General features: G+C 69.4%; 18 protein-coding genes and 1 other RNA gene. 12 read left to right on the top strand and 7 right to left on the bottom strand.

Annotation, left to right across the window (positions count from 1 at the left end; translation table 11 throughout):
• The first annotated feature begins 9 nt into the window (after positions 1-9).
• Together PGN14_RS06895 and PGN14_RS06890 are read left to right on the top strand one after the other, a co-directional pair.
• Complete coding sequence (locus PGN14_RS06895; protein ID WP_335298728.1) at positions 10-564, top strand: DUF924 family protein; 555 nt, start codon at positions 10-12, stop codon at positions 562-564.
• A gap of 66 nt (positions 565-630) precedes the next feature.
• Positions 631-1485 carry an MBL fold metallo-hydrolase gene (locus tag PGN14_RS06890; protein WP_335298727.1) on the top strand — a complete coding sequence of 285 codons (855 nt, stop codon included), beginning with the start codon at positions 631-633 and terminating at the stop codon, positions 1483-1485.
• A 41-nt stretch (positions 1486-1526) separates the two neighbouring features.
• Here PGN14_RS06890 and PGN14_RS06885 read toward each other — a convergent pair whose 3' ends face one another.
• The 3 genes from PGN14_RS06885 to PGN14_RS06875 form a co-directional block, all read right to left on the bottom strand.
• Complete coding sequence (locus tag PGN14_RS06885; protein ID WP_017978200.1) at positions 1527-1712, bottom strand: hypothetical protein; 186 nt, start codon at positions 1710-1712, stop codon at positions 1527-1529.
• Positions 1713-1729: 17 nt separating this feature from the next.
• Positions 1730-2812, bottom strand: a complete 1083-nt coding sequence (locus tag PGN14_RS06880; RefSeq protein WP_335298726.1) for a 1,9-bis(guanidino)-5-aza-nonane synthase — start codon at positions 2810-2812, stop codon at positions 1730-1732.
• 106 nt (positions 2813-2918) lie between these two features.
• Positions 2919-4151, bottom strand: a complete 1233-nt coding sequence (locus PGN14_RS06875; protein WP_335298725.1) for a type III PLP-dependent enzyme — start codon at positions 4149-4151, stop codon at positions 2919-2921.
• A 148-nt stretch (positions 4152-4299) separates the two neighbouring features.
• On the opposite strand from PGN14_RS06875, the gene PGN14_RS06870 reads away from it, so the two are divergent.
• On the top strand, positions 4300-5262 hold the full coding sequence (locus PGN14_RS06870; protein WP_335298724.1) for a threonine ammonia-lyase: 963 nt from the start codon (positions 4300-4302) through the stop codon (positions 5260-5262).
• Positions 5259-5438 carry a hypothetical protein gene (locus tag PGN14_RS06865; RefSeq protein WP_335298723.1) on the top strand — a complete coding sequence of 60 codons (180 nt, stop codon included), beginning with the start codon at positions 5259-5261 and terminating at the stop codon, positions 5436-5438. Before PGN14_RS06870 ends, PGN14_RS06865 begins: the two co-directional genes overlap by 4 nt.
• 65 nt (positions 5439-5503) lie before the next feature.
• Here the strand turns inward: PGN14_RS06865 and PGN14_RS06860 are convergent, their stop codons facing one another.
• Entirely contained in the window at positions 5504-6160 is a 657-nt protein-coding gene (locus tag PGN14_RS06860) for an alpha/beta hydrolase (RefSeq protein WP_335298721.1), read from the bottom strand.
• A gap of 82 nt (positions 6161-6242) precedes the next feature.
• Here PGN14_RS06860 and PGN14_RS06855 point away from each other — a divergent pair, with 82 nt between their 5' ends.
• The 5 genes from PGN14_RS06855 (at position 6243) to ffs (ending at position 9184) form a co-directional block, all read left to right on the top strand.
• Positions 6243-7295: a cysteine desulfurase family protein gene (locus PGN14_RS06855; protein ID WP_335298720.1), complete on the top strand. Its 1053-nt coding sequence runs from the start codon at positions 6243-6245 to the stop codon at positions 7293-7295.
• A complete protein-coding gene (locus PGN14_RS06850; RefSeq protein ID WP_335298719.1) occupies positions 7292-8368 on the top strand; it encodes a cysteine desulfurase family protein in 1077 nt (358 codons plus the stop codon). Before PGN14_RS06855 ends, PGN14_RS06850 begins: the two co-directional genes overlap by 4 nt.
• Positions 8365-8664 (top strand): 2Fe-2S iron-sulfur cluster-binding protein, encoded by a 300-nt coding sequence (locus tag PGN14_RS06845; RefSeq protein WP_335298718.1) that lies wholly within the window; start codon positions 8365-8367, stop codon positions 8662-8664. Before PGN14_RS06850 ends, PGN14_RS06845 begins: the two co-directional genes overlap by 4 nt.
• A gap of 178 nt (positions 8665-8842) precedes the next feature.
• Positions 8843-9046 carry a hypothetical protein gene (locus tag PGN14_RS06840; RefSeq protein WP_335298717.1) on the top strand — a complete coding sequence of 68 codons (204 nt, stop codon included), beginning with the start codon at positions 8843-8845 and terminating at the stop codon, positions 9044-9046.
• A 44-nt stretch (positions 9047-9090) separates the two neighbouring features.
• Positions 9091-9184: signal recognition particle sRNA small type (gene ffs, locus PGN14_RS06835), an RNA gene on the top strand.
• A gap of 168 nt (positions 9185-9352) precedes the next feature.
• Here the strand turns inward: ffs and PGN14_RS06830 are convergent.
• On the bottom strand, positions 9353-9799 hold the full coding sequence (locus tag PGN14_RS06830) for a hypothetical protein (protein ID WP_335298716.1): 447 nt from the start codon (positions 9797-9799) through the stop codon (positions 9353-9355).
• A gap of 106 nt (positions 9800-9905) precedes the next feature.
• On the opposite strand from PGN14_RS06830, the gene PGN14_RS06825 reads away from it, so the two are divergent.
• The 3 genes from PGN14_RS06825 (at position 9906) to PGN14_RS06815 (ending at position 12173) form a co-directional block, all read left to right on the top strand.
• Complete coding sequence (locus PGN14_RS06825) at positions 9906-11534, top strand: DNA polymerase III subunit gamma/tau (RefSeq protein WP_335298715.1); 1629 nt, start codon at positions 9906-9908, stop codon at positions 11532-11534.
• Complete coding sequence (locus tag PGN14_RS06820) at positions 11531-11854, top strand: YbaB/EbfC family nucleoid-associated protein (RefSeq protein ID WP_335298714.1); 324 nt, start codon at positions 11531-11533, stop codon at positions 11852-11854. The genes PGN14_RS06825 and PGN14_RS06820 overlap by 4 nt, the downstream gene beginning before the upstream one ends.
• A gap of 82 nt (positions 11855-11936) precedes the next feature.
• Positions 11937-12173 (top strand): hypothetical protein, encoded by a 237-nt coding sequence (locus PGN14_RS06815; protein ID WP_335298713.1) that lies wholly within the window; start codon positions 11937-11939, stop codon positions 12171-12173.
• 98 nt (positions 12174-12271) lie between these two features.
• On the opposite strand, the gene mtgA is transcribed toward PGN14_RS06815, so the two are convergent.
• A complete protein-coding gene (gene mtgA, locus PGN14_RS06810) occupies positions 12272-12946 on the bottom strand; it encodes a monofunctional biosynthetic peptidoglycan transglycosylase (RefSeq protein ID WP_335298712.1) in 675 nt (224 codons plus the stop codon).
• A gap of 20 nt (positions 12947-12966) precedes the next feature.
• Positions 12967-14184, bottom strand: a complete 1218-nt coding sequence (locus PGN14_RS06805; RefSeq protein ID WP_335298711.1) for a flavin monoamine oxidase family protein — start codon at positions 14182-14184, stop codon at positions 12967-12969.
• Between the last annotated feature and the right edge of the window lie 154 nt (positions 14185-14338).

The raw sequence follows: 14338 nt of genomic DNA, 5'->3' as shown, positions 1-14338 counted from the left end.
GATCTAGGGATGACGGACAGCGAAGTCGATACTTGGACGGGCGAGGTGCTCGACTTCTGGTTCGCGCTGTCGACCGAGCAGCAGTTCGCGAAGGACGAGGCGCTCGACGCCGAGATCCGCGAGCGGTTCGGCACGCTGCACGCCCGTGTCGCGGCGACCGGGGCGGCAGGGTGGCGCGACGATCCGCGCACGTTGCTGGCGGCGATCATCGTGCTCGACCAGTTTTCGCGCAACCTGTTCCGCGGGCAGGCGGAAGCGTTCGCCAACGATGCGCTGGCGCAGGAGTTGACCCGCCTTGCACTCGATCGCGGCTGGGACGCACGATTGTCGCCGGAGCAGCGCGTGTTCCTGTACATGCCGATGATGCACGCAGAGGATGCGGAGGGGCAGGCAGTCAGCGTGCGCCTGTTCGAGGCGCTGGGGATCGAGGAAAACGCGAGATTCGCGCGCGATCATGCCGCAGTGATCGATCGGTTCGGCCGCTTTCCGTCGCGCAACGCCGCACTGGGCCGCGAAAACAGCGCGCAGGAGCGGGAATATCTTGCCGCGGGCGGCGGATGGTAACCTGTGTCATCGCCCGGAACGTACTGATCTGACGCCCTTTCTTCCGTCTTCATGGCGGAGGATCGCATGCGCATACACCATCTCAACTGCGGCACCGACTGTCCGCTGGGCGGTGCCCTGTTCGACGGGCGCAGCCTGGGGCCGCTGGGGCGGATCGTCTGCCACTGCCTGTTGATCGAGACGGAGGCGCACGGCCTGGTGCTGGTCGATACCGGCTACGGCCTGCGCGACGTGGCGCATCCGCACCGCCGGCCCGATCCGCGCATCCCGCTGCCGTGGCGGATGATGCTCAACATCCGGCTGCACGAGCGCGACACGGCGATCCGGCAGATCGAGGCGCTGGGCCATCGCGCGGCCGATGTGCGCCATATCCTCGCCACCCACCTCGATTTCGACCACGCCGGCGGACTGGAGGATTTCCCGAACGCGACCGTCCATGTGATGCAGCGCGAATATGACGATGCGACCGCGCCGCAGACCGGGTTCGTCGCGCGGAATCGCTGGCGTCCATCGCAGCTGGACGATGTCGCGCGCTGGCGTCGGTACGGTGCGCAGGGCGAGTCCTGGTTCGGCTTCGACGCGGTGCGCGATCTGGACGGCCTGCCGCCCGACATCCTGATGGTGCCGCTGCCCGGCCATACCTGGGGTCACGCCGGGGTCGCGGTGCGGCGCGACGACGGACGCTGGCTGCTCCACGCGGGCGATGCCTATTTCTATCGTGGCGAGATGCGCGCGGCACGGCGCCGCTGCACGCCGGGGCTGCGTGCGTATCAGCGATTCATGGAGGTGGATGCGCGCAGCCGGCTCGACAATCAGGCGCGGCTGCGCGCGCTGTCGGTGGAGCGGCGCGGGGCGGTGGACGTCACCTGCACGCACGATCCGGTGGAGCTGGAGCGATGGCAGGCGGGGACGCCGTTGTGATCGTCCGTCGCGCCGGGCTTGATCCGGCGTGACGCGTGGATTCAGCGCAGCTTGGCGATCGACAGGCCGTCGGCCTTGGCGCGATCCTTGGTGGATTCCTCCGATCGCTTGAGCGCCTTGGCGATCGCCTTCAGCGCCATGCCCTTCTTGGCGAGCGTATGCAGCTTCTGGATCTCGTCCGCCGTCCAGGGCTGGCGATGGCGTTCGAACGTTTCGCCCTTGGCCATCGCCAGTCTCCCGATGCTTACTTGTTGAAGAGCTTCGCCCACCCGCGGACGGCCCGATCCTTCCACAGGCCGCGATGATAGGCGTCGGACGCCAGCAGCGGCATCACCGAGCCGGCCTCCGCAAACACCATCTGCTCGATCGCGGTGTTCACCTTGCCCCAGCTGGCCGCCTCTTGCAGCGTCGAGGAGGAGCAGGCGCCGTCGCGCACGTCGGCGACGGTGATCTGCACCGCGTATTTGTGAACCTCGACATCGTCATGGCCCAGGATCTCGGCGCAGACGACGGTGTCCTGGATGAAGTTCTTCGGCACGCCGCCGCCGATCATCAGCAGGCCGGTGACGCCCGCCTCGATCTTGATCTGCGTCAGCTCGCGGAAGTCGGCGACCGCGTCGATCATCAGGTACGGACGGCCCGCCTTGGCGGCATCGACCTGATGCTTGACCAGGCCGAAGCCCGCCGAGGAATCGACGAACGCCGGGCAGAAGATCGGCACGTCATGCTCATAGGCGAGCTTGACGAGGCTGTTCTCCTTCTTGCCATGCTCGGCGAGGTACTTGCCCATCTCGCGGATGAAGGCGCGCGAGGAATAGGCCTTGGGCTCCAGCGACTCCGCGATCTCGAAGATCGTGTGGTCGACGTGCTGGAGCTGCTCCTCATCGATGTACGTGTCGTAGATGCGATCGATGTAGAGCGAGCGCAGCGTATCGTCGTCGGGGATTTCCTGCGCCTGATAATGCTTGTGGCCCAGCCCCTCGAAGAAATCCATGTCGACGATGGTGGCGCCGGTGGCGACGATCACGTCGACCATGTTGTTGCGCACCAGCTCCGCATACAGGTCCATGCAGCCGCCGGCCGAGGTCGATCCGGCGATCACGAGGCAGACGGTGCAGTCCTTGTCGGCCAGCATGTCGTTGTAGATCTTGGTCGCGCGGCCCAGGTCGCGGCTGGTGAAGCTCATGTCCGCCATCGCGTCCACGATTGGGCGCGCGTCGAAGCTCTTGATGTCGATATGCTTGACCGTCTTCGACAGCAGTTCCGCCTTGCGGGTGTCGTTGATCGGGGCGTTGGACGCCGCGGTCTTGGAAAGGGTGTCGGTCATGGGTGGCTCCCACAGGGTAGGACACGTCGTTCAAAGGGGACGCGAAGACCCGCACGACGGCGGCACGGGTGGCCCGTGCCGCCGCCGAATCAGTGATGAGGTTGCGTTACAGCTTGACGACGTTGCTGGCGACCTGCGGCGCGGCCGCGGTGTACAGCGACACCATCGGCTCGTCGGTGGCGACCACCGTCTCGTCCGAGGTGAAGCCGTTGAACGCGGTGCGCATCGCGGCCCCATACGCCCCCAGCATCCCGACCTCGATATAATCACCCGCGGTCACGTCCGCCGGCAGCGGGAACGGGCCGGGCATATGGTCGAGATCGTCGCAGGTCGGCCCCCAGAAGCTGAAGCCGTGGTCGCGCACCACCGACTCCGGCTCGCGCAGCAGCACGACCGGATAGCGCCAGCCGATATGCGCCGCGTCGAACAGCGCGCCATAGGCGCCGTCGTTGATATACAATTCCTCGCCCCGGCGACGCTCGACGCGCACCACGACCGAACTGTACTCCGCCGACAGCGCACGGCCCGGCTCCGCCCAGAGTTCGGCCGAATAGCTGATCGGCAGGCTCTCGAACGCGCGATGGATCGTCTCGAAATACAGCTCCAGCGGCGGCGGGGTCATCCCCGGATAGGCCGAGGGGAAGCCGCCGCCGACGTCGATGACGTCGACCGTCACCGCCGCACCGACGATCGCCTGGCGCACGCGCTCCATCGCGTCCGAATAGGCGGTGGGCGTCATCGCCTGCGAGCCCACATGGAAGCAGATGCCGAGCGCATCGGCGACCTGGCGCGTGGCGAACAACAGCTCCTTCGCCTCGTCCGGCGCGACGCCGAACTTCGACCCCAGGCTCAGCTTCGAATGTTCCGACGACACGCGCAGACGGACGCACAGCGTCAGGTCCGCGGCACCGCGGGTGGCGCGCACGATCTTGTCCAGCTCTTCCATGCTGTCCAGCGAGAAGGTGCGCACGCCGTGCGTGAAATACGCCTCGGCGATCGCTTCCTCGGCCTTGACCGGGTGCATGAAGCAGAGCGTCGCTTGCGGAACGGTGCGGGCAACCAGACGCACCTCCGCGATCGAGGCGACGTCGAACGTCGTCACCCCGTTGTCGTAGAGGATGCGGATCAGGTCCGGCGACGGGTTCGCCTTCACCGCATACATGGACCGGCCCGGAAACTTCTCCGTGAAGAAGCGGGCGGCCCGTGCCGCGGCGTGCGGACGGACGATCGTCACCGGCTGGACCGGACGACGGGCGGCAATGTCGATGGCTCCGCCGACGATGGTGGCGGGAGCAGTCGAGGGGGCAGCTAGCCCCAGCGCGCGATGATGCTGGTGCAACTCAAGGGACCTCCAATTGCCTTGCGGCATACGGTGACAAAAGCTGCCTTGCGGTTGGAAGTCCCATGGGGCAGCGGAGGCGCGAACTAGGGTCGGTGATCGCGGATGTAAAGTGGTCGCTGCGACGAAAGGTGCAGTTGTGACGATTATGCGACACCCGACTCGCGCAGGGGTGCGCGAGGCCGCCGCGAAGGTGGCCGCGATCCTGCCGCCGACGCCGATTTTCGTGCGGTCGATCCGGCACGTCGACGTGGTGTTCAAGGCCGAATCGCTCCAGCCGATCGGCGCGTTCAAGATTCGCGGCGCGTGGCACCGGCTGACCGAACTGGGCGCGGAGGCGCGGGCGCGCGGCGTGGTCGCCTTCTCGTCGGGCAATCATGCGCAGGGCATCGCCTGGGCGGCACGGCGGCTGGGGATGCCGGCGACGATCGTGATGCCGGCCGACGCGCCGCGCGCGAAGCGCGACGCGACGCTGGCGCTGGGCGCCGAGGTGGTCGATTACGATCGCGCGACCGAAAGCCGCGAGGCGATCGCGGCGCGGCTGGCGGAGGCGCGCGGCGCGACACTGGTCCCCAGCTTCGACGATCCGTGGATCATCGAGGGGCAGGGGTCGGTCGGGATCGAGGCCGCGGCGCAGATGGCGGCGGCCGGACTGGGCGAGCCGACCCATGTCGTGGTGCCGTGCGGGGGCGGGGGGCTGTCCGCCGGGATCGCGCTGGCGCTGAAGGATGCCGCGATCACGGTGGTGGAGCCGGAGGGCTGGGACGACATGCGCCGCAGCCTGGAGGCGAGCTGGATCGAGCCGGTCGGCGACAACCCGCCGCCGACCGCCTGCGACTCGCTTCAGACGAAGGAAGTGTCGCCGCTGACCTTCGACGTGCTGTCGCGGCGCGATGCGACCGGCGTGGCGGTCAGCGAGGCGGAGGTACGCGCAGCGCAGCGCTGGGCGGCGGAGCAGCTACGGCTGGTGGTGGAGCCGGGCGGCGCGGTGGCACTGGCGGCGGTGCTGGCGGGGAAGGTCGCGGCGACGCCCGGGATGCTGGTGGTGCTGTCGGGCGGGAACGTCGATGTCGAGGCCTATGCTGCCGCGATCACGGGAGGCGACGCATGACCGGCGCGCTGGGCGGGATCGCATCGGCGGCGCCCGCGATCGCGATGCTGGGCGCGATCGCCTGCGTCATCGGCGGCGGCTGGATGATCGGCAGCGGGCGCGACCGCAGGAAGGGCGCGCTGTTGCTGGTGATGGCGGTGGTGCTGGTGGGGAACGTGCTGATCTGGACGATGTGAGGGAGTGGGAGCGCCGCCTCGCCCCCTCCCGTCATTCCCGCCGTCGCGGGAATGACGTCTGACTATCACCGGATCGGCGAATTCGGGTCCAACCGCATGTCGAGGTACGTGTCGACCGACTTCATCAGATCGTCCATCTCATGCTCGAAAAAGTGGTTGGCGCGCGGGATCACGTCGTGGTGGATCGTGATGTGCTTCTGCGTGCGCAGCTTGTCGACCAGCTTCTGCGTGGCGAGCGGGGTGGCGACCTCGTCCTCCGCGCCCTGGATGATGATGCCCGAGGAGGGGCAGGGCGCCAGGAAGCTGAAATCGTACAGGTTCGCGGGCGGCGCGATCGAGATGAAGCCGCGGATCTCCGGGCGGCGCATCAGCAACTGCATGCCGATCCACGCGCCGAAGGAGAAGCCGGCGATCCACGTCGTCTGCGCCTCCGGGTGGAAGCTCTGCACCCAGTCGAGCGCGGCGGCGGCGTCCGACAGTTCGCCGATGCCGTTGTCGAACACGCCCTGGCTCTTGCCCACGCCGCGGAAGTTGAAGCGCAACGTCGCGAAGCCGCGGCGCTGGAACGTCTTGTAGAGTTCCTGCACGATCTTGTTGTTCATCGTGCCGCCCGCGGTCGGATGCGGGTGGAGGATCATCGCGACGGGCGCGCGCGGGCGGGGGGCGGGGGCGAAACGGCCCTCGATACGGCCTTCGGGTCCGGGAAAGATGACGTCGGGCATGGCTACTCTGGATCTGATGGCGGGCGTTGGGGCCTGCGGAAAGCGCGCTATATAGGCGTCGCGCGCGATAAGGGAACTTTTCTTGGCCGACACGACGTACCTCGATCATGCCGCGACCACGCCGATGACCGCGGCGGCCCGTGCCGCGGTGACGCAAGCGATGGGGGAATGGGCCAATCCGTCGTCCCCCCACGCCCCCGGCCGCGCCGCGCGCGCCGCGCTGGAGGCGGCCCGCGCGCGGGTGGCGACCGCTTATGGCTGGGACGGGGAGGTGCTGTTCACCAGCGGCGCGAGCGAATCGCTGGCGATCGGCATCGCGCGGACGGTGCGGGCGCGGCGGATCGTCTCGGCGGTGGAGCATGATGCGGCGTTGCGCGCGGCGGGAGCGGCGGAGGTGTTGCCGGTGGATACGCTGGGGCGCGTCGATCCGGGCGCGATCGGCGACGTGCAGGGCGCGCTGGTGGCGGTGCAATGGTGCAATAGCGAGACGGGCGTGATCCAGCCGATCGCCGAGATCGCCGCGGCGGTGCGCGCGGGCGGCGGCACTCTACTGGTCGATGCGGCGCAGATGCCCGCATCGGACGCGCTTGCCTGTCATGCCGATCTGGTCGCGCTGTCGGCGCACAAGCGCGGCGGACCGCCGGGGGTCGGCGCTCTGCTGGTGCGCGATCTGGCGGTGCTGCACCCCAGCGGCGGGCAGGAACGCGGCTATCGTGCCGGGACCGAGAACCTGCCGGGCGTGCTGGGCTATGCCGCGGCGTTGGCGGAGCCGGAGCCGGATCATCGCGAGCTGCGCGCGCTGCTGGACGATGCGATCCGGCGGTCGGGAGGCGTGGTGGTCGCGGAAGGTGCGGAGCGGCATGCCGCGATCGGATCGTACCGGATGCCGGGCGTGGCCGCGGCGGCGCAGCTGATCCGCTTCGACCTCGACGGCTTCGCGGTATCGGCGGGGAGCGCGTGTGCGAGCGGCAGCCTGAAGCCCAGCCATGTGCTGCGCGCGATGGGATGGAGCGAGGAGGCGACGCGCGAGGTGGTGCGCGTCAGCTTCGGGCGGGTGACGACGCGCGACGAGGTGGCGCGGTTCGTCGCGACGTGGCGCGCGGTGGCGAAGAGCGTGCGGCGGATCGCGGCGTGACCTACCTCGATTATCAGGCGACGACCCCGCTGGCGCCCGAGGCGTTCGACGCGATGGTGCCGTGGCTGCGCGACCAGTTCGCCAACCCGCACTCGCCGCACCGCGCCGGACGCGCGGCGAAGGCGGCGGTGGAGGTGGCGCGCGACCGGGTCGCGGCGCTGCTGCCGCCGGGCGGCCGCGTCGCCTTCACCAGCGGCGCGACCGAGGCGCTGAACTGGGCGATCAAGGGCGCGCCGGCAGGGCGCGTGGTGACGATCGCGACCGAACATGCCGCGGTGCTGGACAGCGTGGCGGCGCGGGGCGACGCGGTCGTGCTGCCGGTGGATCGCGACGGCATCGTCGATCTCGACGCGGCGGCGCGCGCGATCGTGCCGGGGACCACGCTGGTCGCGGCGATGCTGGTCAATAACGAGATTGGGGCGATCCAGCCGGTCGCGGCGCTGGCGCGGCTGGCGCATGAGGCGGGCGCACTGTTCCTGTGCGATGCGGTGCAGGGATATGGCCGCGTCGACCTGCCGACGGAGGCGGATCTGATCGCGGTATCGGCGCACAAGGTGCATGGACCGAAGGGCATCGGCGCGCTGTGGATCCGCGACGGGGTGCGGCCGACGCCGCTGCTGCACGGCGGGGATCAGGAGGGCGGCCGGTCGGGGACGCTGTCGCCCGCTTTGTGCGCCGGGTTCGGCGCGGCGGCGGAGGTGATGCGCACGCGCGGTGCGGAGGATGCGGCGCATGTCGCGCATCTGTACGATGTCGCATCGTCGCGGCTGGCGGGCTGGACGATCAACGGATCGCGCGAGCGGCGCTATCGCGGCAATCTCAACGTGCGGCGCGACGGATTGGACGTGAGCCGGCTGATGAGCGACCTGCGCGATGTCGCCTTCTCGGCGGGCTCGGCCTGCGCGAGCGGATCGGGCCGCGCGAGCCACGTATTGCGCGCGATCGGGCTGTCGGAGGCGGAGGCGCGGTCGTCGATCCGCATCGGGTTCGGCCGCTATACGACCGGGGCGGAACTGGTCCCCGCGCTCGACCGCATCGTGGCGGCGGCGGATGCGCAGCGGGTGGCGGCATGAAGGTGCGGTTCGCGACCGCGGACGGCGTGCGCGAGGAGCAGGGGCGGGCGGGCGAGCGTCTGCTCGACGTGGCGCAGCGCGCGGGCATGCCGCTGGAGGGGACGTGTGGGGGCGATCTGGCCTGCGCCACCTGTCATGTCGTCGTCGCGGCGGAGGATGCCGTGCGGCTGCCGCCCGCGAGCGAGGAGGAGGAGGACATGCTGGACCTGGTGCCCGACGCGCGGCGCACCAGCCGGCTGTCGTGCCAGATCCGCCTGAGCGAGGCGATCGGTAACCTGACCGTCAGCTTACCATGAAGTTCAGGATCGATGCAGGCCCCCGCGCGTAAGCTGTTCATACAGCACATTAGCAGGAGTAGATGCACATGAAACTGATGGCCTTGAGCATCGCCGGCGTCGTCGCGGCGAGCGCATTGACCTCCGTCGCGGCACAGGCGCATCCGCGCGACCACGGCTGGCATCGTGGCGGCCCGGGTTGGGACCGCGGCCCGGGCTGGGACCGGGGACGTGGCTGGATCGCGGGCGCGGCTGGGACCGTGGCCGGCACTGGAACCGCGGGGCGCGGTGGGATCGCGGTCCGCGCTGGTCGCGCGGGCGCCAGTGGGGCAGCGTGCGGACCGTCTGCCGCTGGCAGGACAGCTATTACGGACCGGTGCGCCGCTGCTTCCAGACGCGGTGACGATCCGGCCTTGAACACGCCGTCCGGCTCCGCCATATGGCGCGCGGGAGTCGGGCGGACGTGGTCGTCGCCAACCCGGTCAGGTCCGGAAGGAAGCAGCCGCAACGATTTCGCCGCGGGTCGTCCCGGCTCCCACCGCGCAGCCAGCGAGAGAGCGGCAGCGCCGCTCCACCTTGGCAAGCGCGGCCGGCGGGTCGCCCCAGCGAACCCGTCCGACGACGCGGCTTTGCCGCGGCGCGCCGTCATCCTATCTTCGATGAAATCGAGCGACCGCTTCGTTACGGTTGTAGCGGTGACGGCGACCCCTCACCCCGACCCTCTCCGCGCAGGGGAGAGGGAGGTCACATCAGCGCGACCGGCACCGTCTTGCCCTGCCGGCGTGCTTCGTCCTCCGCCATCTTCGTGCGGCGGGCGATCTCGGGGCGCGATCTTGTCCTCGATCTGCTTGCGCTCCGCAGGCGTCATCGCATCCAGCGATTCGTCGGTCAGCTGATGTTCCTTGAGCACGTCGCGGCGGATCCGCTGTTGCGGGGTCATGCGCGCTTCCTTCTCGAACGCCTTGAGCGCTTCCTCCAGCTGCGACGGTCGCTGCGCGTCAGCGACCGTCGGCGACGATGCGGCGCGCACGGGCGTGGGCGCGGCCGGCTCGGGAAGCGCGAACGCGGCGCCGGCGGTGCGGCGCGAGCCGATCGGCTCGATCGTGGTCGCCGCTCGGACACGCTGCGCTTCGGTAGTGAACGAGATGGACGTCATCGCTGCCTCCCTGATCATGCCAGCATACTAACCTGCATCAGTTAACGATCGATCAACCACGCCAGCCTTCGACAGCGGGCGCGCGGGCTCCTATAGAGGCGGCACGATGTCCGACTCCCTCGATCTCGGCACGCCGCCGCAGCCGGCGGCGGCGCAGCCCTATCGCGTGCTGGCGCGCAAATACCGGCCGCAGACGTTCCGCGAGCTGATCGGGCAGGACGCGATGGTGCAGACGCTGGCCAATGCGATCCGGCGCGAGCGGATCGCGCATGCCTTCCTGCTGACCGGCGTGCGCGGAGTGGGCAAGACCAGCACCGCCCGGCTGATCGCCAAGGCGCTCAACTGCATCGGTCCGGACGGGCAGGGCGGTCCGACGATCGATCCGTGCGGCATGTGCGAGCCGTGCCGCGCGATCGCGGAGGGGCGGCATATCGATGTGATAGAGATGGACGCCGCCAGCCACACCGGCATCGACGACATCCGCGAGATCATCGAGGCGTCGCGCTATGCCGCGGTGTCGGCGCGCTACAAGATCTACATCATCGACGAAGTCCACATGCTGTCGAAGGCCGCGTTCAACGGCCTGTTGAAGACGCTGGAGGAACCGCCGGCGCATGTGAAGTTCCTGTTCGCCACGACCGAGGTGAACAAGGTGCCGGTGACGGTGCTGTCGCGCTGCCAGCGGTTCGACCTGCGCCGTATCCCTGCGGACACGCTGGCGGCGCATTTCACGCGCGTGGTCGAGGCGGAGGGGGCCGAGGCGGAGCCCGAAGCGCTGGCGCTGATCGCGCGCGCGGCGGAGGGATCGGCGCGCGACGGGCTGTCGATCCTCGACCAGGCGATCGCGCATGCCGATCTGGCGGGCGGGGGCGTGCGCGCCGACGCGGTGCGCGAGATGCTGGGGCTGTCGGATCGCAACGCGGTGCGCGACCTGCTGGCGCTGGTGCTGTCGGGCGATGCGCCCGGTGCGCTGGCGGCGCTGCGGCGGCAATACGATCTGGGCGTCGATCCGCTGGGCGTGATGCGCGCGCTGCTGGAGGCGGTGCATGGCGTGACGCAGGTGAAGGTCGGCGCGCCCGACGATCCCGCGCAGCCGGCGGAGGAGCGCGCCGCCTATCGCGACTGGGCGGGGAAGATGTCGTTCCCGGCGTTACATCGCCTGTGGCAATTGTTCCTGAAGGGGCATGAGGAGGTGGCGCGCGCCGCGCTGCCGATCGAGACCGCGGAGATGGCGATCCTGCGTGCGATCCATGCCTCGATGCTGCCCGATCCGGGCGACCTGGCGCGGCGGCTGGCGAGTGGCGCGGTGAGCGTCGCCCCCGCTGCTACCCCCGCGGCGCCGCCCGCCGCGCCGGCGGATCGCAGCCCGACGGAGTTCGCGGGCGTGATGGCGCTGCTCGACGAGCGCGGCAAGCTGGACCTGCTGGTGCGACTGAAGCGCGGGGCGAGCTTGGTGCGCTACGCGCCGGGCGAGATCGTGTTGAGCGGCAACCGGCCGTTGTCGACCGATACGCTGACCGACCTCGCCGCGGTGCTGCGCGAGGCGACGGGGCGCGCGTGGCAGATCTCCATGGCCGACGTGCCCGGCGCGCCGACCGTGTTCGAGGCGGAACAGGACGTGATCCAGGCACGCCACGACGCGGCGCGGGCGAACCCGATCGTCGCCGCCGCGTTCGAGCATTTTCCCGGGGCCGACCTGATCGAGCCCAAACCAGCCAAGCGGAGCATCACGTGAAGGATCTGAACGATATCCTGGCCATGGCGCAGAACGTGCAGAACGAGCTGCAGAAGGCGCAGGACAATCTCGACACGATCGAGGTCGAGGGTGCGGCCGGCGGCGGGCTGGTCAAGGTGAAGGCATCGGCCAAGGGGCGGATCATCGCCGTGTCGATCGACGATTCGCTGATCGTGCCGTCCGAGAAGCAGATGCTGGAGGATCTGGTCGCCGCCGCGTTCAATGACGCGCGGGCGAAGGCGGATGCGGCGTCGTCGACCGAAATGTCGAAGATGACCAGCGGGCTGCCGCTGCCGCCGGGGTTCAAGCTGCCGTTCTGATCCGGGACGCCATCTGGTTGGTCAGGCGGAACAATTGCCGATTGTTTCGCATTTGTGGCTCCACCTAGATTGGGAGGATGCCATGACCGATGACCGGGTGACCCAGACGCCGCATACCACCGTGATCGAGCGGCGCGGTGGTGGTGGCGGCGTGCTGATCGGGATCGCGGTGCTGCTGGTGGTGATCATCGGCGCCTATTTCCTGCTGGTCCGCAACGACAGCGAAGTGGCCAAGAACAACGCGATCACCTCCGCCGCGAAGAGCGTCGAGAGCACGTCGGACAAGGCGGGCGCGGCGATCTCGGGCGAGGGGAAATAAGGTCCATGCCCTCGTCACCCCGGCCTTGAGCCGGGGTCCCGCTTTTTAAGCAGCGTCGGCGAGGAAGCGGGACCCCGGCTCAAGCCCGGGGTGACGCATTATTTCAAGCAGCTGTCCAATCCACTCCGCCGCACGACGCCGACATAGCGCGCAATCGTATTGCCGTGACGCCGCACGAAGCCGGTCGGCGATACCGCCTCGCGCTTCTTCGGCAGCGGCAGTACCGCGGCGATCCGCCCCGCCTCGGTCGGGGTCAGTCGTGCCGCCGAATGCCCGAAATAGCGCTGCGCCCCCGCCTCGACGCCATAGGTGCCGATGCCCGTCTCGGCGATGTTGAGATACACTTCCACGATGCGCTTCTTGCCCCAGATCGTTTCGATCAGGAGCGTGAACCACGCCTCCAGCGCCTTGCGGGCATAGCCGCCGCCCTGGAACAGGAAGGCGTTCTTCGCGGTCTGCTGGCTGATCGTGGAGCCGCCGCGGATGCGCCCGCCCTCCGCGTTGCGCATCGCCGCGCCCGCGATCGCGCGGAAGTCGAAGCCGTGATGCGAGCAGAACTTGCTGTCCTCCCCCGCGATCGCGGCGCGTGGCATGTCGGGGTCGATCTGCGACAGCGGCGTCCAGTCCTTCGTCACCGAATGCCCTGCGATCGTGTCGCCCAGCATCGTGAAGGTGAACGGCGGTGGCACGACCGCATAGAGACCGACCCACAGGATCGACACCAGCACGAACCCCAGGACGATCTTCAGCAACAGGCGTAAGGCGCGGATCATGCCCGCGACCCTAGCGCCTGTCAGGCGTCGAGCAAGGCACGCGCGGCGGCGAGGCCGGTTTCATAGGCGCCGTGCGCGGTCGAGAAATCGTAGCGATGGCACGCCTCGCCCGCGAAGAAGAGGCGGCCGTCGATGGGTTCGGCAAGGGTCGCACGAGCGGGGGCATGGCCGAGGCGGGCGTGCGAATAGCTGCCGCCGATCCAGCGCTCGTGGCGCCAGCGTGTCGTCGCGACCGGATGCAGCCGCGCGCGCCATGCGCTGCCCAGCAGCGCGACCAGTTCGTCGATCGCAAAGGCGGCGGCGTCGCCGTCCTCCAGCGCGATCGCGGTGTCGCCGCCGAAGAATGCCTCGACCAGCGGATGGCCCAGCGGCGACAGGCGATAGCTGGCGGTCTGCGCGCGATTCGGGTTGCCGATCAGGTGCGCATTGGCGGGCCAGTCGACGCGATCGACCGCGAGGAACACCTTGTCCGCCACGCCCAGCGGCAGCGCGGCGGCGGCGTCGTGCTTGGCGGGCAGCGGCGGATCGAAGGTCAGGCGCTGCTCCGCGAGGATGGTGGTGGGAACCGCGACGATCACGGCCGCGGTCTCGATCGTGCCGGCGGGCGTCACGACGCGGATCGTGCGACCGCGATGATCGATATGGGTCGCGGGCGTCGACCGCCGCACGTCGAGATCGCGGGCATGATCGGCGACCAGGGTGCCATAGCCCTCGCGCACCGCCCAATTGTCGTCGGTCGACGCATCCTCATAGGCGAGCCAGTCGTGGAGCGACACGCGGTCGAGCGGCGCGCCGTTGGCGAAGCCGGAGATCGCGTCGAGCATCGGACGCCACGGATCGTCCGGCGCGACGAACGCGGACAGCGGCTGGTCCGCGCGGTCACGCGCGGCACGGGCGTTGCGCTCCCAGCGATCCCATGCCGCGGCGAACGCCTGTCGGTCGGCGGGAGGATAGCCGAGGTCGCGCCATTGCTCGCCCCAACGGGCGGTGTCGGTGGCGATCGCGAAGCCGCGCGCACGGGCGATGTCGGTCCACGCGTTGCGTCGCGCGGAATGCAGCCAGCCACAGCCGAGATCGAGCGTGGCGTCGCCATGCCGGAACGAGCGCGCGCGCCCGCCGATGCGGTCACTCGCTTCGAGGAGGAGGACGCTGCGGCGCGCGGCATGGAGATGGTGCGCGGCAGCGATTCCGGCGGCGCCGGCGCCGATGACGACGATGGAATGGAGGGCTGGTGGCATCGCGGGGGAACGCGCTGGCAGAGAGTTGGTGGCGGTGACGGGTTTTCGTGGCCTTATGGTTTCGGCTTTGCAATCCCGTCGTCATCCCAGCGAAGGCTGGGATCTCTCGTTGGGACGGGGGTGTCCTCGCCACGGGGAGGCCCCAGCTTTCGCT

The sequence above is a fragment of the Sphingomonas adhaesiva genome (assembly GCF_036946305.1).
In the GTDB taxonomy this organism is placed as follows: Bacteria; Pseudomonadota; Alphaproteobacteria; order Sphingomonadales; family Sphingomonadaceae; genus Sphingomonas; species Sphingomonas adhaesiva_B.
The sequence above is the reverse complement of the archived record's forward strand: the minus strand, read 5'-3'. Positions and strand labels throughout refer to the sequence as shown.